20 protein-coding genes are annotated in these 23,279 nt (G+C 70.8%); 10 read left to right on the plus strand and 10 right to left on the minus strand.

Going from position 1 to position 23,279, the window contains the following annotated elements; genetic code table 11:
• The first annotated feature begins 31 nt into the window (after positions 1–31).
• The gene (locus OHS17_RS29120; protein ID WP_330314553.1) at positions 32–1,573 is read left to right on the plus strand and encodes a cytochrome P450; all 1,542 of its coding nucleotides are present in this window, start codon (positions 32–34) and stop codon (positions 1,571–1,573) included.
• Between the two features lie 84 nt (positions 1,574–1,657).
• The gene (locus OHS17_RS29125; RefSeq protein ID WP_330314554.1) at positions 1,658–3,010 is read left to right on the plus strand and encodes a 6-phospho-beta-glucosidase; all 1,353 of its coding nucleotides are present in this window, start codon (positions 1,658–1,660) and stop codon (positions 3,008–3,010) included.
• Here OHS17_RS29125 and OHS17_RS29130 read toward each other — a convergent pair.
• The 3 genes from OHS17_RS29130 to OHS17_RS29140 all read right to left on the minus strand — a co-directional run bounded on the left by OHS17_RS29130 (position 3,005) and on the right by OHS17_RS29140 (position 7,403).
• Complete coding sequence (locus OHS17_RS29130) at positions 3,005–6,379, minus strand: DUF4132 domain-containing protein (RefSeq protein WP_330314555.1); 3,375 nt, start codon at positions 6,377–6,379, stop codon at positions 3,005–3,007. The two genes, OHS17_RS29125 and OHS17_RS29130, sit on opposite strands and share 6 nt — an antisense overlap.
• A gap of 134 nt (positions 6,380–6,513) precedes the next feature.
• A complete protein-coding gene (locus tag OHS17_RS29135; RefSeq protein WP_330314556.1) occupies positions 6,514–6,951 on the minus strand; it encodes a hypothetical protein in 438 nt (145 codons plus the stop codon).
• Positions 6,945–7,403: an ATP-binding protein gene (locus OHS17_RS29140; RefSeq protein WP_330314557.1), complete on the minus strand. Its 459-nt coding sequence runs from the start codon at positions 7,401–7,403 to the stop codon at positions 6,945–6,947. The genes OHS17_RS29135 and OHS17_RS29140 overlap by 7 nt, the downstream gene beginning before the upstream one ends.
• 208 nt (positions 7,404–7,611) lie before the next feature.
• On the opposite strand from OHS17_RS29140, the gene OHS17_RS29145 reads away from it, so the two are divergent.
• Genes OHS17_RS29145 through OHS17_RS29155 form a run of 3 tightly spaced genes read left to right on the plus strand, consistent with a single transcriptional unit; the run spans position 7,612 to position 9,220 of the window.
• Positions 7,612–8,472: a helix-turn-helix domain-containing protein gene (locus tag OHS17_RS29145; RefSeq protein WP_330314558.1), complete on the plus strand. Its 861-nt coding sequence runs from the start codon at positions 7,612–7,614 to the stop codon at positions 8,470–8,472.
• Positions 8,472–8,708, plus strand: coding sequence for a DUF397 domain-containing protein (locus OHS17_RS29150; protein ID WP_018100225.1), 237 nt, complete (start codon positions 8,472–8,474; stop codon positions 8,706–8,708). The genes OHS17_RS29145 and OHS17_RS29150 overlap by 1 nt, the downstream gene beginning before the upstream one ends.
• Before the next feature lie 56 nt (positions 8,709–8,764).
• Positions 8,765–9,220, plus strand: coding sequence for a YchJ family protein (locus OHS17_RS29155; RefSeq protein WP_330314559.1), 456 nt, complete (start codon positions 8,765–8,767; stop codon positions 9,218–9,220).
• A 58-nt stretch (positions 9,221–9,278) separates the two neighbouring features.
• Here the strand turns inward: OHS17_RS29155 and OHS17_RS29160 are convergent, their stop codons facing one another.
• From OHS17_RS29160 to OHS17_RS29185, 6 genes are all read right to left on the minus strand, one after another.
• Positions 9,279–11,351 carry an MDR family MFS transporter gene (locus OHS17_RS29160; protein WP_330314560.1) on the minus strand — a complete coding sequence of 691 codons (2,073 nt, stop codon included), beginning with the start codon at positions 11,349–11,351 and terminating at the stop codon, positions 9,279–9,281.
• Between the two features lie 217 nt (positions 11,352–11,568).
• Positions 11,569–12,396 carry a hypothetical protein gene (locus OHS17_RS29165; RefSeq protein ID WP_330314561.1) on the minus strand — a complete coding sequence of 276 codons (828 nt, stop codon included), beginning with the start codon at positions 12,394–12,396 and terminating at the stop codon, positions 11,569–11,571.
• A gap of 82 nt (positions 12,397–12,478) precedes the next feature.
• Positions 12,479–13,693 (minus strand): acyl-CoA dehydrogenase family protein, encoded by a 1,215-nt coding sequence (locus OHS17_RS29170; protein WP_073861678.1) that lies wholly within the window; start codon positions 13,691–13,693, stop codon positions 12,479–12,481.
• A 4-nt stretch (positions 13,694–13,697) separates the two neighbouring features.
• Positions 13,698–14,171 (minus strand): SCP2 sterol-binding domain-containing protein, encoded by a 474-nt coding sequence (locus OHS17_RS29175; RefSeq protein ID WP_330314562.1) that lies wholly within the window; start codon positions 14,169–14,171, stop codon positions 13,698–13,700.
• Positions 14,172–14,263: 92 nt separating this feature from the next.
• Entirely contained in the window at positions 14,264–14,527 is a 264-nt protein-coding gene (locus OHS17_RS29180) for a hypothetical protein (protein WP_330314563.1), read from the minus strand.
• A gap of 217 nt (positions 14,528–14,744) precedes the next feature.
• Entirely contained in the window at positions 14,745–15,959 is a 1,215-nt protein-coding gene (locus tag OHS17_RS29185; protein ID WP_161208666.1) for a helix-turn-helix domain-containing protein, read from the minus strand.
• 746 nt (positions 15,960–16,705) lie between these two features.
• On the opposite strand from OHS17_RS29185, the gene OHS17_RS29190 reads away from it, so the two are divergent.
• The 3 genes from OHS17_RS29190 (at position 16,706) to OHS17_RS29200 (ending at position 19,641) form a co-directional block, all read left to right on the plus strand.
• Entirely contained in the window at positions 16,706–17,323 is a 618-nt protein-coding gene (locus tag OHS17_RS29190) for a hypothetical protein (RefSeq protein ID WP_330314564.1), read from the plus strand.
• Between the two features lie 111 nt (positions 17,324–17,434).
• A complete protein-coding gene (locus OHS17_RS29195) occupies positions 17,435–18,049 on the plus strand; it encodes a hypothetical protein (protein WP_330314565.1) in 615 nt (204 codons plus the stop codon).
• 59 nt (positions 18,050–18,108) lie between these two features.
• Positions 18,109–19,641 carry a DUF6801 domain-containing protein gene (locus tag OHS17_RS29200; protein WP_330314566.1) on the plus strand — a complete coding sequence of 511 codons (1,533 nt, stop codon included), beginning with the start codon at positions 18,109–18,111 and terminating at the stop codon, positions 19,639–19,641.
• Positions 19,642–19,722: 81 nt separating this feature from the next.
• Here the strand turns inward: OHS17_RS29200 and OHS17_RS29205 are convergent, their stop codons facing one another.
• Positions 19,723–20,655: a hypothetical protein gene (locus tag OHS17_RS29205; protein WP_330314567.1), complete on the minus strand. Its 933-nt coding sequence runs from the start codon at positions 20,653–20,655 to the stop codon at positions 19,723–19,725.
• A gap of 770 nt (positions 20,656–21,425) precedes the next feature.
• Between OHS17_RS29205 and OHS17_RS29210 the strand changes: the two genes are divergently transcribed.
• Positions 21,426–22,421, plus strand: coding sequence for an ABC transporter ATP-binding protein (locus OHS17_RS29210; RefSeq protein WP_026171149.1), 996 nt, complete (start codon positions 21,426–21,428; stop codon positions 22,419–22,421).
• On the plus strand, positions 22,418–23,278 hold the full coding sequence (locus OHS17_RS29215; RefSeq protein WP_330314568.1) for an MlaE family ABC transporter permease: 861 nt from the start codon (positions 22,418–22,420) through the stop codon (positions 23,276–23,278). The genes OHS17_RS29210 and OHS17_RS29215 overlap by 4 nt, the downstream gene beginning before the upstream one ends.
• Position 23,279: the final 1 nt, after the last annotated feature.

Genomic DNA, 23,279 nt, shown 5'->3' on the forward strand with positions numbered 1-23,279 from the left:
CGGCCCTCGCGGCCCGACCCCTGGAGCGATCGTGACAAGCCCCTTCCCCTACGAGCACGGCCAGGTCCCGCCCCCCGAGTGCCCGGCCCACGGCCTGAGCGTCGGCCCCGGCGGCCTGCGCCGGCTCTACGGCCCCGAGGCCGAGCAGGACCCGCACGGCCTGTACGAGAAACTGCGCGCCGAACACGGCACGGTGGCCCCGGTCCTGCTGCACGGCGACGTGCCCGCCTGGCTGGTCCTCGGCCACAGCGAGAACATGCACATGACCCGTACGCCCTCGCAGTTCTCCCGCGACTCGCGCCGCTGGCGGGCCCTGCAGGACGGCAGCGTCGCCCCCGACCACCCGCTGGCGCCGATCTTCACCTGGCAGCCGATCTGCGTCTTCGCCGACGGCGCCACCCACGAACGCCAGCGCGGCGCCGTCACCGACTCCATGGCCCGCATCGACACGCGCGGCGTGCGGCGCCACGTCAACCGGTACAGCAACCGGCTCGTCAACGGCTTCTGCCGGGAGGGCCGCACCGACCTCGTCGCCGAGTTCGCCGAACGGCTGCCGATGATGGTCATGTGCGCCATCCTCGGCATGCCGGAGGAGTACAACGACCGGATGGTCGAGGCGGCCCGCGACATGATCAAGGGCACCGCCACCGCCGTCCAGAGCAACGCCTACGTGGTGGGAGCGCTCACCCGCCTGGTCGAGCGCCGCCGCCGCGAACCGGCCGACGACTTCGCGACCTGGCTGGTCGAGCACCCCGCGAACATGAACGACCAGGAGGTCGCCGAGCACCTGCGGCTCATCCTGATCGCGTCGTACGAGGCCACCGCCAACCTGATCGCCAACGTGCTGCGCATGGTCCTCACCGACCCGCGCTTCCGGGCCCGGCTCAGCGGCGGCCACATGACCGTCCCCGAGGCGGTCGAGCAGACCCTGTGGGACGAGCCCCCGTTCACCGCCGTCTTCGGCCGCTGGGCCGTCGGCGACACCGAACTGGGCGGGAAGCACATCAAGGCGGGCGACGCCCTGATCGTCGGCATCGCACCGGCCAACACCGACCCCGTGGTCCGCCCCGACCTGACCGCCAACATGGAGGGCAACCGCTCGCACCTGGCGTTCAGCGGCGGCCCCCACGAGTGCCCCGGACAGGACATCGGCCGCGCCATCGCCGACGTCGGCGTGGACGCCCTCCTGATGCGGCTGCCCGACCTCGAACTCGCGGTGGACGAGCGCGAACTGCAGTGGGTCGGCAACTTCATGAGCCGTCACCTGGTGGACCTCCCCGCCGAATTCGCCCCCCGCTCCCCGCAGGACGACCGGGAGCCGCCGGCGATGGGCAGGCCCAACGCGGCCCGCCAGGACTGGGAGGTCCAGTCCGCCGTACGGCACACCGCCCCGACCCCGGTCCGGGCCCCCCTGGACGGGCCCCACGCGCCGTCGGCCGCCGCCCCGGCCGGGGCGACCGCGACGGTCGACGGATCGGCGGACGCGCTGTCCGGCCGGGTCCCGCGCCAGCGCAAGCCCGGTGGACCCGCCCGCCTCTGGCGCGTCGTGACCCGCTGGTGGAACGGCGACTGACACCGGAGCGATCCCGGGGTGGCCCGGTGGAGCGGGGCGGCGACGCCCCTCGCCACCGGGCCGCCCCACGTACCATGCGGAAGCGTGAAGCTGACAATTCTGGGCGGCGGCGGATTCCGGGTTCCACTCGTGTACGGGGCGCTGCTCGCCGACCACGCCGAGGGCCGGGTCACGGCCGTCACCCTCTACGACACGGACTCCGACCGGCTCACCGCCGTGGCCCGGGTCCTCGCCGAGCAGGCCGGGTCCATCCCGGACGCCCCCGCTGTCCACGCCACGACCGACCTGGACGAGGCGCTGCGCGGCGCCGACTTCGTCTTCTCGGCGATCCGGGTCGGCGGCCTCGCGGGCCGGGCCGCCGACGAACGCGTCGCGCTGGACGAGGGCGTCCTCGGCCAGGAGACGGTCGGCGCCGGGGGCATCGCGTACGGGCTGCGCACCGTCCCCGTCGCCGTCGACCTGGCCCGGCGCATCGCCCGGCTGGCCCCGGACGCCTGGGTCATCAACTTCACCAACCCGGCCGGGCTCGTCACCGAGGCGATGTCCCGGCACCTCGGCGACCGCGTCATCGGCATCTGCGACTCGCCGGTCGGCCTCGGCCGCCGCATCGCCCGCGTCCTCGGCGCCGCCCCGGACCTGGCCCGCGTCGACTACGTGGGGCTGAACCACCTCGGCTGGGTGCGCGGGCTGTACGTCGGCGGACGCGACGAACTCCCGCGCCTGCTGGCCGACCCCGGGCTGCTGGGCTCCTTCGAGGAGGGGCGGCTGTTCGGCGCCGACTGGCTGCGCTCGCTGGGCGCGGTCCCCAACGAATACCTGCACTACTACTACTTCAACCGCGAGGCGGTCCGTGCCTACCAGGAGGCGGCGCAGACCCGGGGCGCCTTCCTCCGCGAGCAGCAGGAGGGCTTCTACGGCCGGATGAAGGACCCGGCGACCCCCGCCCTGGCCACCTGGGACCGCACCCGGGCGGAGCGCGAGGCCACCTACATGTCGGAGAACCGGGACGTCGCCGGGGCCGGCGAGCGCGAGGAGAGCGACCTCGAATCCGGCGGCTACGAACAGGTCGCCCTCGCCCTCATGCGGGCCATCGCCCGCGACGAGCGGACCACCCTGATCCTCAACGTCCGCAACCGGTCCACCCTTTCGGTGCTGGACGCGGACGCCGTGATCGAGGTCCCCTGCCTGGTCGACGCCAACGGCGCCCGCCCCGTCTCCGTCGACCCCCTGCCGTACCACGCGGTGGGCCTGGTCACCTCGGTGAAGGCCGTCGAGCGCGCGGTGCTGGACGCGGCGGCGAGCGGATCCCGCGCGGACGCGGTGCGGGCCTTCGCCCTGCACCCCCTGGTCGACTCGGTCTCCGTCGCCCACCGCCTGGTGGACGGCTATGTGAAGGCCCACCCGGGACTGGCGTACCTGGGGGCCGCGGGGTCATGACACGGCGGCCCCCGTGAGCGCGGTCAGGTCGGCCAGCAGCTCGGACGCGGTCACCAGGTCCAAGCCGTCGAACCGCAGGTCGTGCGGGCGGTTGTGCCAGTAGTCGGACGGTTCGACGTCGAGCCAGACGGTCTCCAGGGTCTGCTCGGGGTAGACCTCGACCGCGCCGACCGCGATGCCCCCGTCCAGGGCGATCACCAGGTGGCAGTCGTCGCCCAGCGGCTTGGAGATCCAGCGCTCCACCCCGTTGTCCTCGGGATTGCCGCGCCGCCAGCCGTATCGTTCCAGGCCGAGGACCTTGCCCGTGGGCACCTTGATCCCCTCGAAGCGGCCCAGGCGGTGACCGGCGGCCTCCTCCTCGGTCAGCGCGAACACCCGGCGCCCGAGCTGGGGGAACGGCTGCACGATCGCGTACTCCGCGAAGACCTCCGACCAGGCGGCGGCCACCGCCTCGCCCAGCCGCAGCGGGTGCGGGAGCCGCACGGTCGCTTCCTCGGGCAGGGCGAACACCTCGCCCCCGACGGCGGCGAAACCGCGGTCGTCCGCCACCCGGAACGCCGTGGTCACCCCGTCCGCCTCGCTCAGCCACACCAGCCGGCGCACCAGGTGGCACACCAGCGGGTGGCCGACGAACAGCTCGGTGAACTCCCGTGCCGTCCAGGAGCGGTCCGTCACCATGGCGGCCTCCAGTCGGCGCACCTGGTCGGAGCCGATCGCCCGCACCTCCTTCTTCAGGGCCGAGAACCGCTTGCGCTCGGCCGGGGCCAGCTCCGCGTCGTCCCGCGCGCCCGGCTTCGGCAGGTCCTTGCTGAGCTTGCCGTCGCCGTCCCGGACACAGGGCCGCAACTGCTCGTCGAAGCCCACGGTGAACGTGCGGCTGCCGTAGTCCACGACCGTGGAGCCGTCCGCGTCGAGCCCGAGGTCCGGGACCAGCCGGTCCGAGAGCTGTTCGCCCGTCAGACCGAGACCCGCCGCCACCTCGGCGATCTTCTCCGTGGCCCGCGCCTTCAGGGCCTTGAACCTCACGCGCTGCGCGAGGGTGTGCAGCTGGAGCAGCGCCGCGTCGCTGCCGATCGCCGCCAGGACGTCGAGCCCCTCCACCGCCCGGTGATGGGCGTTCTCGCCGGGCCAGGCGCGGATGACCGGGGTCAGCCGGAGCACCGTCCCGTCGTCGCCCAGCAGACCCAGGGCGTGCAGTGCCCACGCCCCCTCGGCAGGCAGGAGGGCGGCGCGCCACTGCTCGAAGAGCGCCCAGGCGAAGTCGGCCGCCGAGGCCGCGTCCACGGCCCGCATCGCCTCGGCGAGCCCCGGGTACGGCTCGCCGGGCGCGGACAGGGCGAGCATGGTCAGCAGATGGCGGACCGCATCCGCCGGCAGGGCCCCGCCCGACGCCACCTCGATCTGCGGCAGCAGCACCGGGTCCGCCCACTGCGGCAGCTCCGGCATGACGGTCGGCAGTGCCCGCTCCAGCGGATCCGCGGCCAGCAGCCCGGTCAGCGCGGCCGCCGCCTTCGCGCCGTACCCCTCGGCCGCCTCGCGCACCACCGCGTCGCCGTGCAGCCCGGCGATCAGCAGCAACGCCTGCTCGGCGGCGCGCCGCGCGGCCCCGGCCCTGCCGACCGCGTCCGGCACGAGCAGCGGCGCCGCCCGAACGCCGTGCCGCTCGAACCAGGAACGGGCGACGGCGGCCGCGGACTTGAGGCGCACCGCCCAGTCGGCCATGAGCCGGGCGACCCGCGCGTCGACGTACGGCATCAGCAGCGGGGCGAGTGAGCTGGGGCGGCGCGGCACGACGCGCAGCAGCAAGGACAGCGCGCCGAGGCCGAAGCGGGCGGCCACCGGCTTCAGCGTGTCGGCGGCGTCCCACACATCGACCGGGTCCCAGTCGTCCAGCAGCGGCGCGACCCGCTCCTCGGGCCCGTGGACGTAGACCCAGGCAGGGCGCAGGTCCGCCGCGTCGAGCCCGTAGCGCAGCGAGTCGAGCGTCTGCTCCCAGTCGTCCACCGCCTCGCGGCGGGTGTACCAGCTGCTGGTGGCCGCCCACGCCTCACGCTCCCCGGCCTCCCACAGAACGGCCTTCCCGTCGTCCGGCTTCAGACCGGTGACGCTGACGGGGCGTGCCCTGGGGCGCTCCCGGGTCCACGGTGGCGCGGTGAGCACGGTCGGCAGGGCGTCGGCAGGTGCGTCCGCGAGGCGGCCGGCCGGGTTCAGGAGCGGCTCCACGACGGCCGCGAGGTCATCGTCCAGCGTCGGCAGCACCCGCTCCACCAGGGGGCGGTGCCCCGCGATGTGCGTGCGGAGCAGGCCGGACGCCGACGCCGCCGGGGCGCCCGTCCCGGCGCCGGCGTCCGCGGCGAGCAGCCGCAGCGCGCGGGCCGGACAGCGGTCCATCGCGTCCAGGAGGGCCGGGCGGACCTGCTTGTTGTCCGCGAGGGCGAGCAGGGCGCGGAAGGCGTCGTCCGTGGGGAACTCGGCCAGCGCCTGGGCGAGCTGCCGCCGCGCCTCCCCGTGGAAGTAGCCCTTCTCCAGGTCCTCGGCGAGGAGCGGGGCCAGCATGTTGCCGATGCCCTCGGCGGCCGTGGCGATCGTGTTCATGCTCCGGTCGAAGCCGGGGACCCGGGCGAATCGGGACGCCTGGTCCGGTGAGCCGAGCGTGCAGAGGATCAGGGAGACGAGACCGGCGTCCCGCTCACGGGTCGCTTCCGGGTCCGCGCACAGGGCGGCGACCCAGTCCGCCTCGCTCGGCGCCAGGTAGGCGGCGACGATCCTCCGGTGCGGGTCCGTCCGGGAGGCCGAGAGCGCGTCGACGGTGGCCCGGTACGTCGCGTCGTCGGCGGCGGCGAGCAGGCACCGGACCCGGTCGGCGGCCTGGCGGCGGTGCTCGGTCGAGCGGGTGCCCCGGGCGCGGGAGAGCCTTTCCAGCCATGCGTCGGAGCGGCGGGCGCCGCTCTGCATCCAGTGCGGCTCGATCATGAACAGCTCCACCGCGGCGCGGGCCGCGAACGGCAGCCCGTGGAGCCGCACCCAGCTGTCCGCCCAGGCGTTCCCGGGTGGCGCGTACATCCCGACCATCGCCGCGACCGCAGCGGCTCCGGCGGGGGAGGGCTCCCCGTCCAAATGGCGCCGGACCTCGGCGACCAGGGCGGCGTCGCTGCGCGGCGCGTCCAGATACTCCTGGATCCAGGCGTGCTCCTCGGCCGTCCGCTCCGCGACCGCCTCGACCAGCTTCCCGTTCACCCGGGCCGGTGTCCTCGGGACGCCCCCGCGCCGGGGATGGACCAGGCGCCGCCAGCCGTCCGGGAAGACGAACGTGTCCTCGGCCGTCCCGGTCTCCCCGGACTGCGACGCACCGCCTTCGAAAGGCTCCACAGCACGCACCGGCCCGCCCCCTTCACACCCGTTGACCCCGTATTCCACGGGTTTCGATCAGTGGTTCCACAGTAGAACCGACCACTGACAACGCAGGGTGACCGGGGTGGGGAGCGGCCGGGACGCCGCCCGGCTCAGGGAGCGGAGACGGCCCGGGGACCGTACGCCTGGGTCCAGGACGGCGTCACGCCCGTCACCTGGCAGACCATCAGGAACAGCGGGATGGGCGGGGTGTAGGGCGTGCGGCTGTCGGGCTGGTGGATGAGCCGGGGGCGTACCGCGGGCACGCACGCCCCGCGCGCGTACGCCACCTGCTCGGGCCAGTCCAGGTCGAGGTCGGAACCGGCCGGCACGATCCACCACCAGCGCTCGCCGTCCGCGAAGACGCAGCCGGTGCGCGGCAGATGGGACATCAGGCGGAAGCCGTGGCGCGCGGGGACGCCGACCGCGTCGTAGCCGAGGCTCGCCGAGAGGGTCGTGGGCAGCGGCAGCTGGACCCGGCCGCCGGGGGAGCCGGCGGGCTCGCGGGAGCGGCGGTGTCCGAGGAAGTGGTTCATGGCGTTCTTCAACATGAGTGCTCCGAGCCGTGCGGCAGTTCTGCCCAGACGATGCGGCCCGAGCCGTCCCCGGCGTCGCGCGAGCCCCAGGAGCGGGCCAGTGAGTCGACGAGCAGCAGGCCGCGTCCGTGCTCGTCGTCCGCGCATCTGCCGAGGCGCGGTCCGTCCGGCTGGTGCCCCTGGTCCTGCACGGAGACGCGCAGCCGGCCGTCCAGGCACCGCAGTTCGCACAGCACCCGTGCGCTGGTGGTGTGCACCACCGCGTTGGTGACCAGTTCGGACACGATCAGGACCGCGGCGTCGAGGGTGTCGCCGCCGGTGCGCCACTCGCCGAGCCGGGCCTTCGTCAGGCGCCGGGCGGTGGCGACCGATTCGGGATGCGCGGGCAGCGCGAAGCAGTACCGGAGCGCTTCGGTCCCCGGGCCGGTCTCCACGAGCCGGGGGATGAGCGCACTGCCAGGTGCCACGACCGAATCCTCACAGTGGGGGCTGCGTCACGCTTCGCGATCTTCGAAAAGGCCGAGGGCGCGACAGGTCAACTGGTTTCGCACCCCAACTCTCTACCTGTCACGAACACTTGGCAAGGGGCACTCTGAAAATTCCAGAGTGGCTGTGTCTTTGACGGCAGGCGCATGGCACACTGCACCCAAATACAGCGCATGGGGGAGGTCTGAAGTGAGCGAACCGCGGTCCGCCCCGACCGTGGGCCAGGTCGTTCTCGGCAAGCGTCTGCAGGAACTGCGGGAGAGTGCCGGCCTGAGCCGGGACCAGGCCGCCAAGGTGCTGCGCGTGACCGCGGCGACGGTCCGCAGGATGGAGACGGCCGAGGTCGCGCTCAAGATCCCCTATGTCCAGGCGCTGCTGAAGGCATACGGGATCTCCGACGCGGAGAACGACGCGTTCGTCGAGCTCGCCGAGGAGGCCAACAGGCCGGGCTGGTGGCAGCGGTTCCACGACGTGCTGCCGGACTGGTTCAGCATGTACGTCAGCCTGGAGGGGGCCGCGAGCCTCCTGCGCATGTACGAGCCGCACTTCGTCCCCGGACTGCTCCAGACCGAGGACTACGCGCGGACGGTGATGCGCACCGGAGCCGTCGGCCAGACCCGGCCGGAGGACATCGAGCGCCATGTGGCGCTGCGGATGGAACGGCAGTCCCTGCTGACCCGACCGGACGCCCCACGCCTGTGGGTGGTGATGGACGAGACCGTTCTGCGCCGTCCGGTGGGCAGCGTCGAGATCATGCGCGCCCAGGTGGACAAGCTCCTGGAAGCGACGACGATGCCCAACGTCACCCTGCAGATCGCGGAGTTCTCCACCGGTCACCACCCGGGGACGTACGGACCGTTCGTGCTCTTCCGGTTCGCCGTCCCCGAACTGCCCGACATGGTCTACAGCGAATACCTGACCGGGGCCGTCTACTTCGACGCGCGACCGGAGGTGGCCTCCTACCTCGAGGTCATGGACCGCATGGCGGCCCAGGCCGCGACTGCACAACGCACGAAGGAACTCCTCCGGGACTTCCGCAAGGAGCTGTGATGACACCCATATACAACGGCATGCCCGCCGCTGACCTCGGCTCCGAAGGCTGGTACAAGCCCTGGAGCGGTGGCAACGGCGGCAACTGCGTCGAGGCCATGAAACTGGCCGACGGGAGAATCGCCATGCGCCAGTCCGCCGACCCCGAGGGCCCAGCCCTCATCTACACCCACCACGAGATCGCCGCATTCATCCAGGGCGCCAAGGCCGGCCAGGCCGACTTCCTGCTGACCTGAGCCGCGCCACGAGCCCTCCGTCGGGCCCGCGCATCCGCGCACGTCACAATGGACCCATGTCCCGACGCACCTCCCGCTCCCGGCGCCCGTCCGCCGCGAGCCCCCGCACCGCCCCCCTCCCGGAGATCAGCGCGGCTTCGCCGTGCCCCTGCGGGCTGCCCGCCGCCTACGCCGAGTGCTGCGGCCGGCTGCACGCGGGGGCCCCGGCGGCCACGTGCGAGGCGCTGATGCGGTCGCGGTACGCGGCCTTCGTCGTCCGGGACGCCGGGTACCTGCTGCGCACCTGGCACCCGGACCACCGCCCCGACGTCCTCGACTTCGACCCGGGGCAGCGCTGGCAGGGCCTGGAGATCCTGGAGACCACGGAGGGCAGCGCCTTCCACACCACCGGCACGGTCACCTTCCGCGCCCACTACACGGTGGGCGGGCGCGCCGATTCCCTGCACGAGAAGAGCCGCTTCGTCCGGCACGAAGGCCCCTGGGTGTACGAGACGGCGGTCTTCGCGGACTGAGGAGGCGCGGACTGAGGAGGCGCGGACTGAGGAGGAGCGGACCGAGGAGTGGCCGGGTTCAGACCGGCGCGCCCGCTGGTGCCACCGGAGCCAGTTCCTGCGTCAGGTCCTCCGCCAGCAGCCGCTTCGCGATCACATCGACCGCGGCACGCAGCCGGGCGTCGTCCGGGCGCTCGCCGTCCTCGCCCAGCTGGTCGTTGAGCCAGCGGGCCCAGGCGTCGTTGATGGTCCGGGCCTCGCGGCTACCGGCCGCGGTGTGCTGGAACAGATGGCCGTCCCCGGTGAGGAAGCCCTCCTCGATCATGCGGTCGAAGACCGGCACCAGGACCTCCGGCGGAATCCGGTGCCGCGACGCGATCAGCCGGAGCCCCGCGTGGCCGACCATCCGCGTGAACAGCTCGACCTGCATCACCGCCCAGGCGCCCGCCATGTCGAGCCGGGTGTCCGACTCCAGGACGATCCGCCGCGCCGTCTCCGGGTCCACCCGCCGCAGCACCTTGGCCACCGAGAACTCCAGCAGCCGGGCCGAGTCCTGGGTGTTCGGCGAGGCGAAGCCCTCACCCATGTCCGTCGACCCCGCCCGTACGGTGTCCCGCAGCTTCACCTGCTTGAGGAACAGCGCGACGACGAACCCGAGCAGCGCCACGGGCACCGTCCACAGGAACACCGTGTGCAGGGTGTCCGCGTACGCCTGGGCCAGCGGCGCCGACTGGGCGCCGGGCAGCGCGTGCAGCCCCTCCGGGCTCTGGGAGGCCTTCGCGAGCACGGCAGGGTCGCCGCCCGCCCGCGCGGCCTCGGTGATCCCGTCTTTGAGGTGCGGGCCGAGGGCGTTCGCGTAGATGGTGCCGAAGACGGCGGTGCCGAAGGAGCTGCCGAGCGTACGCAAGAAGGTGACGCCCGAGGTCGCCGTGCCCAGGTCCGCGTAGTCCACCGTGTTCTGCACGGCGATGGTCAGGACCTGCATGGAGAGCCCGATGCCGACGCCGAGCACCAGCATGTACAGCGATTCCAGCCAGACCCCGCTGTCCGGGCCCATCCGGGAGAGCAGGAACAGGCCCACCGCCATGACCAGCGAGCCGATGATCGGGAAGATCCGGTAGCGGCCGGTCTTGCTGACCACGTTGCCGCTGAAGATGGACGCGGCGAGCAGACCGACGACCATCGGCAGCGTCCGCACCCCCGAGAGCGTCGCCGAGTCGCCGTCCACGTACTGGAGGTACGTCGGCAGGAAGATCATCGCGCCGAGCATCGCGAACCCGACGATGAAGCTGAGGATCGAGCAGACCGTGAAGACCGGGTTGCCGAAGAGCCGCATCGGCAGCATCGGCTCCTTCGCCCGGAACTCGACCAGGCAGAACAGCGCGAGCGCCACGATGCCGAGGACGAACAGGCCGATGATGACGCCGGAGCCCCAGGCGTATTCGTTGCCGCCCCAACTGGTGGCCAGGATCAGGGCGCTGGCCCCGACCGTGACCATCGCGATGCCCAGGTAGTCGATGACCGGCCGCCCGGCCGCCTTCACGGACGGGATCGTACGGGCCGCCGCGATGACCACCACGATCGCGATCGGCACATTGACGTAGAACGCCCAGCGCCAGGTCAGATGGTCGGTGAACAGCCCGCCGAGCAGGGGACCGATCACCGTCGACACACCGAAGACGGCACCGATCGCGCCCTGGTACTTGCCCCGGTCGCGCAGCGGGATGACGTCGGCGATGAGCGCCATCGAGGTGACCATCAGACCGCCTGCGCCGATGCCCTGGAGGCCGCGCCACACGATCAGCAGCGTCATGTTCGTGGCGAGCCCGCAGAGGAACGAACCGGTGATGAAGATGACCGCGGACAGCTGGAAGACGATCTTCCGCCCGAACAGGTCGCCGAACTTGCCGACCAGCACCGTCGCCACGGTCTCCGCGAGGAGATAGGCGGTGACCACCCACGACATATGGGCGGCGCCCCCGAGGTCCGAGACGATCGTCGGCAGCGCGGTGCCCACGATCGTCTGGTCCAGCGCGGCCAGCAGGATGCCCAGCACGATCGTGGCGAAGACGATGTTGCGGCGGCGTGGGTCGAGCACGGGCGGCGCGGCGGCACTCTGCGCGGCGGGGGCGGTCTCGCTGGCAGTGGTCACCTTTGCACCCTCACATCGCGTCGTGTCACCCGCATGCGGGGCACGTCCGGACGTGTGGGGCCTCTCGTGTGGATCAGGCCGGATCAGGGAGCGGGCTCTGGTGCCGTGCATCGCAAGGCGGAGGATTGAGGCAACGCGGAGCGTTGGTGATTGACGACAACGCCGCGAGGTGCGGTGCCAGAGCCCGCGAGCCCGGCCTGATCCACACGAGAGGCCCCTAAGCGAGCAGATCCCGCAGCGAGGCCGTCATACGGGTGGCGAATGCCTCCCGTACGGGGGCGGCTACCCGGTCCAGCGAGAGATACGGGTTGAGGTCTTCCAGTTCTACGAGGAGCAGCTCGCCGTCCGCCGTGCGGCAGGCGTCCACCCGCTGGATGCCGTGGTCCAGCGTGTTCCACTCCACGAAGGACCGGGCGAACGCCAGGTCCGCCGGGCTCGCCGCGTACGGCTCCAGCACCCACCGCCGGTCCGGGGCCGGGGCGTGCAGCGCGTACTGGAAGTCGTGGTCGACGTAATAGAAGGACACCTCGTAGCGGAAGTCGATCCGGGGCTGGACGAGCAGGGTCCCGTCGGAGCCCGGGGCGAGCTCCGGCGTCGTCACGAAGCGCAGGCCCACCGAGTCCGCGCCCAGCTTCGGCTTGACGACATAGGCCTCGGCCTCCGGCAGCAGCCCCAGGTCCGCCGCCCGGTCCACGGTGGGGATGACCGGGTATCCGGCGCGGCTGAGGTCCACGAGGTACTGCTTGCCCGCCATGTCCCCGCGCCCGGTCAGCGGGTTGTACACGCGGGTGCCCAGCTCCAGGGCCCGTGCCCGGAACGCGTCGTACGCCTCCTGGTAGTGCAGGACCGGGCCGCTGTTGCGTACGACGACGGCGTCGAAGCGGTCCAGCAGGGCGGCGGCGTCACGCGGGTGGCACAGCGCGAGGTCGAAGCTCTCGCGCAGCCGCGCCGTCAGCCGGATGTCCTCGTCGCAGTAGCGCCGGCCGCGCGCCTCGTAGGCGAGGTCGGTGACGAAGAGGACGGACGGGCGCGGGACGGCGGGCATGGCGTTTCCCCCGGGGGCGACGGTGGTGCGGACCCGCTCATCCTCGCTGGCCCGCTCCCGCCCCCGCCCGCCGCCCCTGCGCTCAGCGGATGTGCCGCCCCGAGATCGCCCGTGCGATGACCAGGCGCTGGATCTCGCTGGTCCCCTCGAAGATCGTGTAGATCTTGGCGTCGCGGTACATCCGCTCCACCGGGTGCTCCCGGCTGTATCCGGCGCCGCCGAGGATCTGGACGGCCTTCTCCGTGGCGGCCACCGCGAGTTCGCCCGCGCGGAGCTTGGACATGGAGCCCTGTCCGGCGTCGAAGGTGCGGTCGTTGCGGGCCATCCACGCGGCCTGCCAGATCAGCAGCCGTACGGCCTCGATCTCGGTACGGATGTCGGCCAGGGCGAACGCGATCGACTGGTTCTCGATGATCGGCCGCCCGAACGCCTCGCGGTCGCCCGCGTACTCCAGCGCGTATTCGTACGCGGCGCGCGCGATGCCCAGCGCCTGGGCGCCGACCGTGGGGCGGCTGACCTCGAAGGTGGCCATCGCGGCCTGGCCCTTGGCGGTGGAGCCCTCGCGGGCGCGGGCGAGGCGGGCGTCCAGCTTCTCCTTGCCGCCGAGCAGGCAGTGCCCCGGCACCCGGACGTCGTCCAGGAAGACGTCGGCCGTGTGCGAGGCGCGCAGCCCCAGCTTCTTGATGGTGCGGCTCGCCGCCAGGCCCTCGGTGCCCGGCGGCACGATGAACGCGGCCTGCCCGCGCGCGCCGAGGGCCGGGTCGACCGAGGCGACGACGACGTGGACCTCGGCGATCCCGCCGTTGGTGATCCACGCCTTCTGGCCGGAGATCACCCACTCGTCCTTCGCCTCGTCGTACCGGGCCTTCGTGGTCATCGCGGAGACGTCGGAGCCGGCCTGCGGTTCGGACACGCAGAACGCCGCGACCTTCGGGTCGTCCTCGTCGCCGTAGCACTGGGGGACCCACTCGGCGAGCTGGTCCGGGGTGCCGGAGGCGAAGATCCCGGCGACGGCGAGCGAGGTGCCGAACAGGGCCATGCCGATGCCGGCGTCACCCCAGAACAGTTCCTCGTTGGCTATCTGGAGGGAGAGCCCCGACGGGTCGCCGTACATGTCGGCCAGCGACTCGAACCCGTAGAGACCGATGCGCGCGGCCTCCTGGATGACCGGCCAGGGCGTCTCCTCGCGGGCGTCCCACTCGGCCGCCGCCGGGCGCACCACCTGGGCGGCGAAGCCGTGCACCCAGTTGCGCAGGTCCTGCTGCTCCTCGGTGAGCGCGAGGGAGAAGTAGCTCATCGGCTCACGCCTTCGGGATGTCGAAGTAGCGCGTGAGGCCCGAGGCCAGGCCGACGTCACCGGCCACCTTCAGCTTGCGCATCATGAACATGGTGATGGGGTTGCCGTTGCCGGAGACCAGCTTCAGGAACTCCGCGTCCGCCATGATCAGCGTCGTACGCGGCTCCGCCTCCGAGCGGCCCTCGCTGACGGTGCAGGTGCCGTCCGCGATCGAGGTCTCGTAGACCACCTCCGTGTCACCGGTGATCTTCCAGCGGATCAACGCCGTGAGCGCCCCGGCCGCCTCCGGGCGGAACTGCTGCTTCATCCGGCCGAAGACCTCGCCGAGCACCCGGGCGCGCAGCTCCCCGTGCATGACCTCGGCGAGCTGCCTGGCGGACAGCCCCTTCACGATCCGGGCGAACTCCTCGGGGGAGACGGCCGCGAAGTCGAGGGCGGCCAGTTCGCCGGTGACATTGCCGCTGCTGTTGTCGGCCACGCCAGTTCCTTACTCTGGAGTAAACTTACTTTTGAGTAAGGTAAGGGCGCGGCGGTCTCTTCGCAAGATGGGGCGCGGGCCGTCGTACGAGGTCACCAGGCGGAGCCGGGACGCACCACGAGCCGGGGGTGGTGGGCGGCGAGCACCTTGTTGGCGCGGGCCAGCTCCGACAGGGCGAACTCGCGGTCGGCCTGGTCCTCGATACCCAGCCGGGGACCGCGGAACCTGCGGACCTCGCGCGCGGCGCAGTCGGCGTCGAACTCGGCCTGGAGGATGTGCGCGGGGGTGCAGGCGCCGATGAGCGCGGCGATGCGGTCCGGGATGGGGACGGGGACGAGCAGGTGCGAGGCGGTCATGGGGGGTTCCCTCTCGATGGTGGCCAGGAGGTCGGGCGTCGGACCGCCGGGTGGGCGGACCGACTCCACTCCATATAACGAGACGCAGTTCCTGGTTTCGCGTTGAGTACGTCTCCGTGTGGCAACCGTTTGGGAATGACCGGCTATTTCCCCTTACCTGCGAGTAGGTTGACTTCGCGTGAGGTGCTCGTCGGGCCTGAGGTGCGTCGCGCGCTGTTCAGATGGGTGTGTCGTTGCTGCGAGCCCGCAGCTGCATGGCGCGGAGCACGGTCTCCGTGGAGAACCGCGCCTCCGGATCGACCAGTTGATCGCCGAAGATCGATTCCAGATTGCGCATCCGGTAGCGGACGGTCTGGGGGTGTACATCGAGCAGCTCGCCCATCTGGGCCGCCGTGCCCCGGGTGTCGAGCCAGATCCTGAGAGTTTCGATGAGCCGTTCGCGCCGGTTGGCGCTGATGTTGGCCATCGGGGCGAGTTCGCGGCGCGCGAGCTGATCGAGGAGGACCGGATCGGACAGCAGCCACAGGGTGATGAGGTGGTCGTCGCAGAGGATGGCCGGCGCGTCCTCGATGACGCCCGCGTCCACGAGTTCCAGGACCCGCCGCGCCCAGCGGACCGAGTCCGAGGCCAGCGACGAGGGGACGGTCAGGCCGATGGCGGCGCGGACGCCCGGCAGGGCGTGTTCGAGCATGCGTCTTCGCATGTCGTCGAAGGGGCCCGGGATCAGTAAGTGCGGCTGAGGGTCGGTGAAGTCGACCAGTACGTCGCGGTCGATCGCCAGCCGGTCCAGATCGGGGGAGGGGCGCACGGCGACGAGCGTCACCTCGTCCGGCAGCGTCCAGCCGGTCTGCTCGCACAGCTCGGCGATGGCCACGCGCGGCACCGGCCGCCCGGCGAGGATCAGATGCAGCAGCCTGCGCCGCAAGGTGTCGGTGTGGTCGTCGGAGGCCGACCTCACCTCCAAGTACCCCTCGCGCGACAGGGCTTCGAGTTCGTCCACGTAACTGAACAGCGCGTCCGCGAACGTCAGCATCATGGTGGGGGAGAGGTTGTAGCGCCTGCCGATCTTCTTCGCCCGGCGCAGCGCGACGCGGGCGCCCAGCCGGTACGCCCCCTGCAACTGGTCCAGGCTGCGCCCCTCGTACGCCTCGAAACGGCCGAACCTGCGGCACATCTCGTCGCGCAGTGCGGAGGGGGCGGCCGGCTCGGCCACCTGGTCCACGAACACGGAGATGCTCTGCTCGACGCCGACCCGGATGCCCTGTCCGTACGGTCCGTCGAGGAGCCGCGCGTACTCGGGGTAGGCGCGGGTGACCTCAAGGCCGATCTCCTTGATGAGGCTGGGCAGTTCGGGCCGCACGATCGTGGCGAACTCCTGCGGCAGCGGTCCCAGCGGCTCTCCCAGCTCCGAGGGTTGCGCAACTCCCGGCATACCTTGACCCCTTCTTGCTCTCCGGCGCCCGGTGGGGGTGACGGACGGGAGAGCGCTCCCAGCCGTTCTCAGGTGCGTACCAACTTCGGCTGCCGAAGATAGTCCACGTATGTGGCTCTGAACACAGGCAGGACAAGACGAAATGTATGGGCCATGTATCGGCGAGTTTCAGCCACCCGCCGGTTTCGGCCTCCGCGCTTGAGTCCGGCTCGTGGATCACTCGTGCGGTGCTGATGCGGGGGCCCGGATTCCGGTAATGCGGCGGTGGCTCCGACGCGCGCTTCCGGACTCCCCGAACAATGTCGCCTGCGCTATTCGCGGTGAATTCCACTGCCTCGGCAGGGGGGAAGTCAAGAGTGCGGAGGCGTTCCGGGGGAGACCGTACGGCAGGGCCGTGACGTGGGGCGTTGGGCCGAGCGGGGTGCCGTTCCGTCATCGGGTGAGCAGGAGCGGGCACCCCGGCTCCGGGAGAACTGCTCACTTCTGGATAAAAAATCCGCCCGCCGTACTCGTCTCGCAAGCAATTTCTGAGAGGGAACGATGATTGTGGAGATTCTTTGTTCCAGCGTGTTGCGGAGCGACATTACTCGCCCGTAGCGTCATCGCCGAACGCAAGAGGTCGAGCAGTCCGTCAGGTCGGGCTGCCACATTCCTGTCTCGTGACCCCCCACTCCGGGAGCGCCGCTCACCCGGCCGGAAGTGGCCCCCCGGTGTAGGTCACACACCCTCGAAGGGAACCGGATTCCGTGAACACCCTTGCACGTAGAGCCGCAATCATCGCCACCGCCGCCAGTGCCGCCCTCGGTATGGCTGCCACCACGGCGTCCGCCGGCGCCACGGCCTCGTGGTCGGCGACCCCGAACGGCGCGTACACCGCCAGCGCGACCAGCCCCACCCTGGCGGTCCCCGCCGCGACCCTGTCGTGTGCCTCCTCCAACGTGACCGCGGGCAACGTCAACGCGACCAGTGCCACGGGAGCCAACATGGCGACCATCGGCACGATCGGCTTCACCAGCTGCTCGGTCGGTGGCATCACCTTCACCGTCTCCATGACCGCGACGCCGTGGACGATCAACGTCACCGGGGTGGACCCCGCCAACGCCAACCGGGTCAAGGGCAACGTCACCGGCATCTCGGCCCACATCACCGGCTTCGGCTGCGTGGCCGACTTCAAGGGCAAGGCCTACGGGTACTACGACAACAGCACCGGCCGGCTGGTCATCGACGGTTCGGGCACGGAGCTGAAGGCGTCCAACGCCAACTGCCTCGGCCTGATCAACAACGGCGACGTGGCCTCCTTCAAGGCCTCGTACCTCGTCAAGATCACCTCGACGGGCACCTCGCCGAAGATCACGACGCCGTAAGGCGCAACAGCACACGGGTACGGGCCGGCCGCGAAGCCTCTTCGCGGCCGGCCCGGCCTTCTCGTTGGGGGCGTCGCGGAGACGGCGCCACGAGCCAGAGGATGTGAGTCCGTGAACTTCCCCGCACGACGATCCGCCACGGTGGCCGCCGCTTTCGTCGCTGCCTTCGGGTCGGTGGTGTCCTCGGCCTCGGCCGCCACGACGGGCTCGTGGAGCGTGACGCCCGCTGGGGCGTATACGGCCCATGCTGTCTATCCGACATGGACCGTTCCAGCTGCGACCATTGCGTGCGATTCGTTGGACGTGACTGCTGGAGAACTCGAAGCGACCGTCGCGACCGGAGGCAGGATAGGCACGATCGATGCCATCACGACCCGCAACTGCCAGTTCGGCTTCGGCGAGGTCGTGACGACGAGCACCACGCCGTGGGCCATCGACCTCGTGGGGCAGAACCCTTCCCATGCGAACTGGGTGGACGTCAGGATCAGCGGGGTCTCGGCTCACTGGGGCGGATTCGGTTGCGTCGCCGACTTCAAGGGAACGCTCCACGGCCATTACGAGAACGACACCGGCAAGCTCGTCATCGGTGACACGTCCGGTGGCCTGCTCGCCTCCAAGGCGAACTGCCTGGGGCTCGTCAACAACGCCGACGTCGTCACGCTCAGGGCATCGTTGCGTGTGGCCATGGCGTCTACCGGCAAGGCGCCGGTGCTCAGGGCGCTGTAGGGCGCAATGCACAGGCGTGGGACGACCGCGCCACCGCAGCTGTACTACCGATCGCACCCGTGGAGGACTGGCCCGATATGCACCCTCAGATACCTGTGACCCGTGCGCGGCGTTCCGTGAGGGTCGCCTCCGTCGCCGGTCTCGCCCTGCTCGCCGGCCTGCTGTCCGGAGGGGGCTCGGCCGCCGACGAGAGCAGCGGGCCGGCCGGCTTCGCCGCCGCCTGCGGAGCCGAGGACAGCGGCACGGCGACCGTGGCCGCCACGGTCGCCGTGTCGGTGGACGTTCCGGAGACCGGTGAGGTCGGCCGCCCGGTACAGCCCGGGCCCGTGACGCTCACCGTCACCCTCTCGCGGGCGGATCTCGCGGGGCTGGTGCCGGAAGGCACCGAGGCGTTCGTGAGCCGGGCGGCGCTCAAGGTGAAGATCGCCCAGAACGGGGAGTCGACCGAGGCGCCGTGGGAGCTGTACGCGCCGAGCACCCCCCTTCCCGCCGACGGTGACGTGGCCCTCGTCCACTCCGGTGAGGTCCCCTACGTGACGCTGGGATCCGCGGGCGATGTCGACTTCTCCGTCGCGGAGTTGACGATCGAGCTGCGGTCCGCCGCAGCGGAGCCCGAGAAGAGCGCACCGCCTCTGAGCAAGGTGACGTGCCGACTGAAGGAGGGCGAGAACGGGCATCTCGCGACCACGCATGTGACCGACGGCAGCGGCGCCGAGCCGCCGGCCACCCCTGAGACGTCCACCCCTCCGGCGGGTGCCTCCGGCCGGGAGGAGGAGAAGGACATCGCGGTGGAACCGGCGGCCGCTGAGGACGACGAGGACCCCGACTACTGTCCTGTGGATCCGCCGGTGGGGGAGATGGACGGGAGCGAGGCGCCGCAGCCTCCACCGGGCGATACACCACGTGTCGTGGAGAACCCGGCTCCGCAGTTCGCCTGTGCCAACGTGGTGGGCCTGGCCAATGTTCAGAAGATGAACGGAGCCATGATCATCAATAATCCAGCCCCTCCAGACCATCCTGCCCTCATCAGTGTGAAGCCGGCGGCGCGCATCACCATGCGAGGGTTCGATGAGGTGGGCGGGTACTACATCCGCTTCGATTCCCTCGCGGCCATCAAACTTCCGGATGCCGACTCCACCTTTCTCGCCTTCGGCTTCCAGCCGGTGACGGCGAAGGTGTCCTTCGAGGCCGGACCGATGACCATCTCCTTCGGAAACGTCGGCGATACGGCATTTTCCACGGCCTACTTCAAGCAGTCCCTCCGCCTCCACGACGTCAGAATCAACGGCACACCACTGGATGTGGGAAGCGACTGCAGGACGGAGAAGGCGTTCAAAGTGGTACTGAATGGCGGGGCGGAGTATACGAACGTGGGAGTGGGCGGCCGGCTGGACGGTGAGGTCACCATCCCGCCCTTCACCGGATGCGGCACGGGCGGCGAGAACCTGAATCCGCTGTTCACCGCTGCGATCTCGGGCCCGGGGAACCGGATCGCCATGGATCAGGCATCGACCTGTATTCCCACCAACCCCGAGGCTTCCTACTGCCCACCCCCTCCGGCGGAACTGCCCGGCACGAAGCCCAAGCCGTAGCCCGCCGCCCGGCCGACGCACCGCGAAGGGGCCACCTCCACGGAGGAGGTGGCCCCTTCGGGACTCCGGTCGCCCGGACGGTTACCGCACCGCCGAGTGCCAGTACTGCGACATCACCTTGCCCGCGTTCGGGGCGATGTCACCCGGGGCGCTCATCGCCGCCACGTCGGTCTGCGCGTTGTTCAGCGTGACGCTGTTCTTGCCCGCGGCCGCCGGCAGACCCGTCTTCAGGTTGACCGCCCAGTTCAGCGAGCCGAGCAGACCGCAGCCGTTGGTGCCGGGGACCGCGTACGTCGTGTCGGTCTGGGTGGCGCCCTGGAGGCTGAGCCGGCTCATCGGGCCGTTCGGGTCCGGGGTTCCGTCACCGGCGAAGTTCTCGCTGGTGACGGCCGGCTGGGTCAGGTTCTGCGGCTTCAGCAGGATCGGGTCCGAGGCGGAGCCGATGTAGCACTTGTCGCCGAGGAGCGGGTTCTGCAGGTGGATGCGGACCGGGAGGGTGATGATCGGCTTGCCGGTGGTCGCGCCCGCCAGGAGCTGGAAGCCGGTCGGGGTGTTGACCGACTCGAGGGTCGCCGTCACCCGGTTCAGGCTGGCGTCGGTGAGCGTGTTGCAGATGCCCGTGATCACGGGGACGTCGCTGGGGCACATCAGGCCGAGCAGACCGCCCGGCACCTTCGCGGAGTCCGCGACGAGTGCTCCCTCCTTCGGGGAGACCACGGTCGAGACGGCGCCCGGGTGGTTGACCACGCCGATCTGGAGGTCGCTGGCGCCGAAGGGCACCACGGTGTTGCCCAGCTTGATGGAGCCGCTCGCCGAGTGCGAGGTGACGCAGATGGCGATGTCCGTCGCCCCGTCCGCCGCCAGCATGGCCGGGTTGTCCACCGGGCAGCGGCTGAAGGGAGCCCAGTCGCCGTTCAGCTGGGTGACGGCCGTGGCCGATCCGATGGAGGCGACGGCGGCGAGAGCGGTGAAAGAGGCCAGCAGCCCCACACGTACCCGGTTCGAGGTTCTCATGTCTTCCCCTTGTTTCCGATGTGCGCAGCGAATTGAGCACGGAATGCGGAATGCGGGTGCCGGGACCGCGTCGGACGGGGCCGATACGACATCCCATTCACCGAGCCGTGAGGTTACTGGCGGGAAACACCGGTACACAATCCCGCCGTATGAGAATCTATGGACGGGGTACGCATCTCCTTCAGGGATGAGTACGAGATCCGGCCTTCTTGTCACTTCGTGCGCAGGCCCTCGCGGACGCCGCCACGACTCCGGCCGGCCGGACATGCGGAATCTTGCCTGCCGCTTGTGCATTCGAGCCGGTCCCGAGCGCCTCTCGATGTGCCGTGCGGCGTACGGGCACCGCCGGCCGGCCCCGGAACTTGTCACCCGGCGACAGTTTTTCCGGCCGCTCTGCTCAGTCGATGAGAAAGAACCGACCCCTTCGCGTACTCGCGCGGAAACTTGATGACCTGGTATTGCGGCCCAGGTTACCCACCCGTAGCGTCGCCTCCGTCAGTAACTCCTCCGGCGCGTCCGGAGGTTGCCCGCCCGTCGGCAGGGAGCCCGGACGCAGGTCCGGCCCCCTGGGCCGCGGGGTTCCGGCCTGCACCGACGGACGGCAGTGCGCAGTACTTCACAAGATCGGGGCCGGAATTTGTCATCCGATGACAAACGGACCGGATCTTTGCGAATGGGCTGCTCAAGGGCTTGTCCTGGCGGTGCCGGTGAACTTAACGTGCGCCCCTCGGCGCATTTCTGTCACTTCGTGAGCGCACGCAGGAGGTGGGATGGGAATCGAAGTAGTGGTCGAAGGGCTCACCAAGTCTTTCGGCAAGCAGAACATCTGGCAGGATGTGTCGCTCACGCTTCCCGCAGGCGAGGTCAGTGTCATGCTCGGCCCGTCCGGGACGGGAAAGACGGTGTTCCTCAAATCCATCATCGGCCTCCTCAAACCTGAGCGCGGGCGCGTTCTCGTCAATGGCGTCGACATGGTGAACGGCTCCGAGCGGGACATCATGGAGACGCGCAAGCTCTTCGGTCTCATGTTCCAGGACGGCGCCCTTTTCGGGTCCATGTCGCTTTTCGACAACATCGCGTTCCCGCTCCGGGAGCACACCCGCAAGAAGGAATCCGAGATCCGCCGCATCGTCATGGAGCGGATCGACGTCGTGGGCCTCCTCGGCGCCGAGAACAAACTGCCCGGTGAGATTTCCGGCGGTATGCGCAAGCGCGCCGGCCTCGCCCGGGCCCTCGTCCTCGACCCGCAGATCATCCTCTGCGACGAACCGGACTCCGGCCTCGACCCGGTCCGCACCGCGTACATCTCGCAGCTCCTCGTCGACCTCAACGCGCAGATCGACGCGACGATGCTCATCGTCACCCACAACCTCGACATCGCCTCCACCGTGCCGGACAACATGGGGATGCTGTTCTGCCGCAACCTCGTCACCTTCGGGCCGCGCGAGGTGCTGCTCACCAGCGACCTGCCCGTCGTCAACCAGTTCCTCGCCGGCCGCTGCGAGGGGCCCATCGGCATGTCCGAGGAGAAGGACGCCGCCACTCTCGCCGCCGAGGAGCTGAACGGCTACGGACAGGGCATCAGCTCGGCCAACGCCCCGCGTACCGTCGTCCCCCAGCTGGAGCCCTCGCCCGGCCTGCCGGTGCGCCAGGGCGCCCTGCGCCGCCGGGAACGCGTCATGTCGATGATCGGCGAGCTGCCGGAGGCGGCCCGTACCGCCATCCTCAACAGCTACAGCCCGGCCGTGGGCGGTGGACGCCGGTGACCGCCCCCATGCCCGTACGGCCCCCCGGCGAACCGGAGCCGGTGGACCGCGCCCCGGAGCCCGCGAAGGCGGCCGAGGCCCCGCGCCCCAGCAAGCTCGCCGCGCCCCTGCGCGAGACCGGGCGGCTGTTCGCGCTCGCCGGGACCGTGACCCGGGAGACCTTCCGGCGGCCGTTCCAGGTGCGGGAGTTCATCGAGCAGTTCTGGTTCGTCGCCAGCGTCACCATCCTGCCCGCCGCCCTTGTGTCCATCCCGTTCGGCGCGGTCATCGCCCTCCAGGTCGGCTCGCTCACCCAGCAGCTCGGCGCCCAGTCGTTCACCGGCGGTGCCAGCGTCCTCGCCGTCATCCAGCAGGCCAGCCCGATCATCGTGGCCCTGCTGGTCTCCGGGGCCGCCGGGTCCGCGATCTGCGCCGACCTCGGCTCCCGGAAGATCCGCGAGGAGCTGGACGCCATGGAGGTCATGGGCGTCTCGCCCGTGCAGCGCCTGGTCGTCCCGCGCGTGCTCGCCACCATGCTCGTCGCCGTCCTGCTCAACGGCCTCGTCTCGGTCGTCGGCACCCTCGGCGGCTACTTCTTCAACGTGATCCTCCAGCACGGCACCCCGGGCGCGTACCTCTCCAGCTTCTCCGCCCTCGCCCAGCTGCCCGACCTCTATGTCAGCGAGGTCAAGGCGCTGATCTTCGGCTTCATCGCGGGCATCGTCGCCGCCTACCGCGGCCTCAACCCGCGCGGCGGTCCGAAGGGGGTGGGCGACGCGGTCAACCAGTCCGTCGTCATCACCTTCATGCTGCTGTTCTTCGTGAACATGGTCCTCACGGCGATCTACCTGCAGATCGTCCCCGCGAAGGGGAGCTGAC

The organism is Streptomyces sp. NBC_00523, assembly GCF_036346615.1.
Classification (GTDB): domain Bacteria; phylum Actinomycetota; class Actinomycetes; order Streptomycetales; family Streptomycetaceae; genus Streptomyces.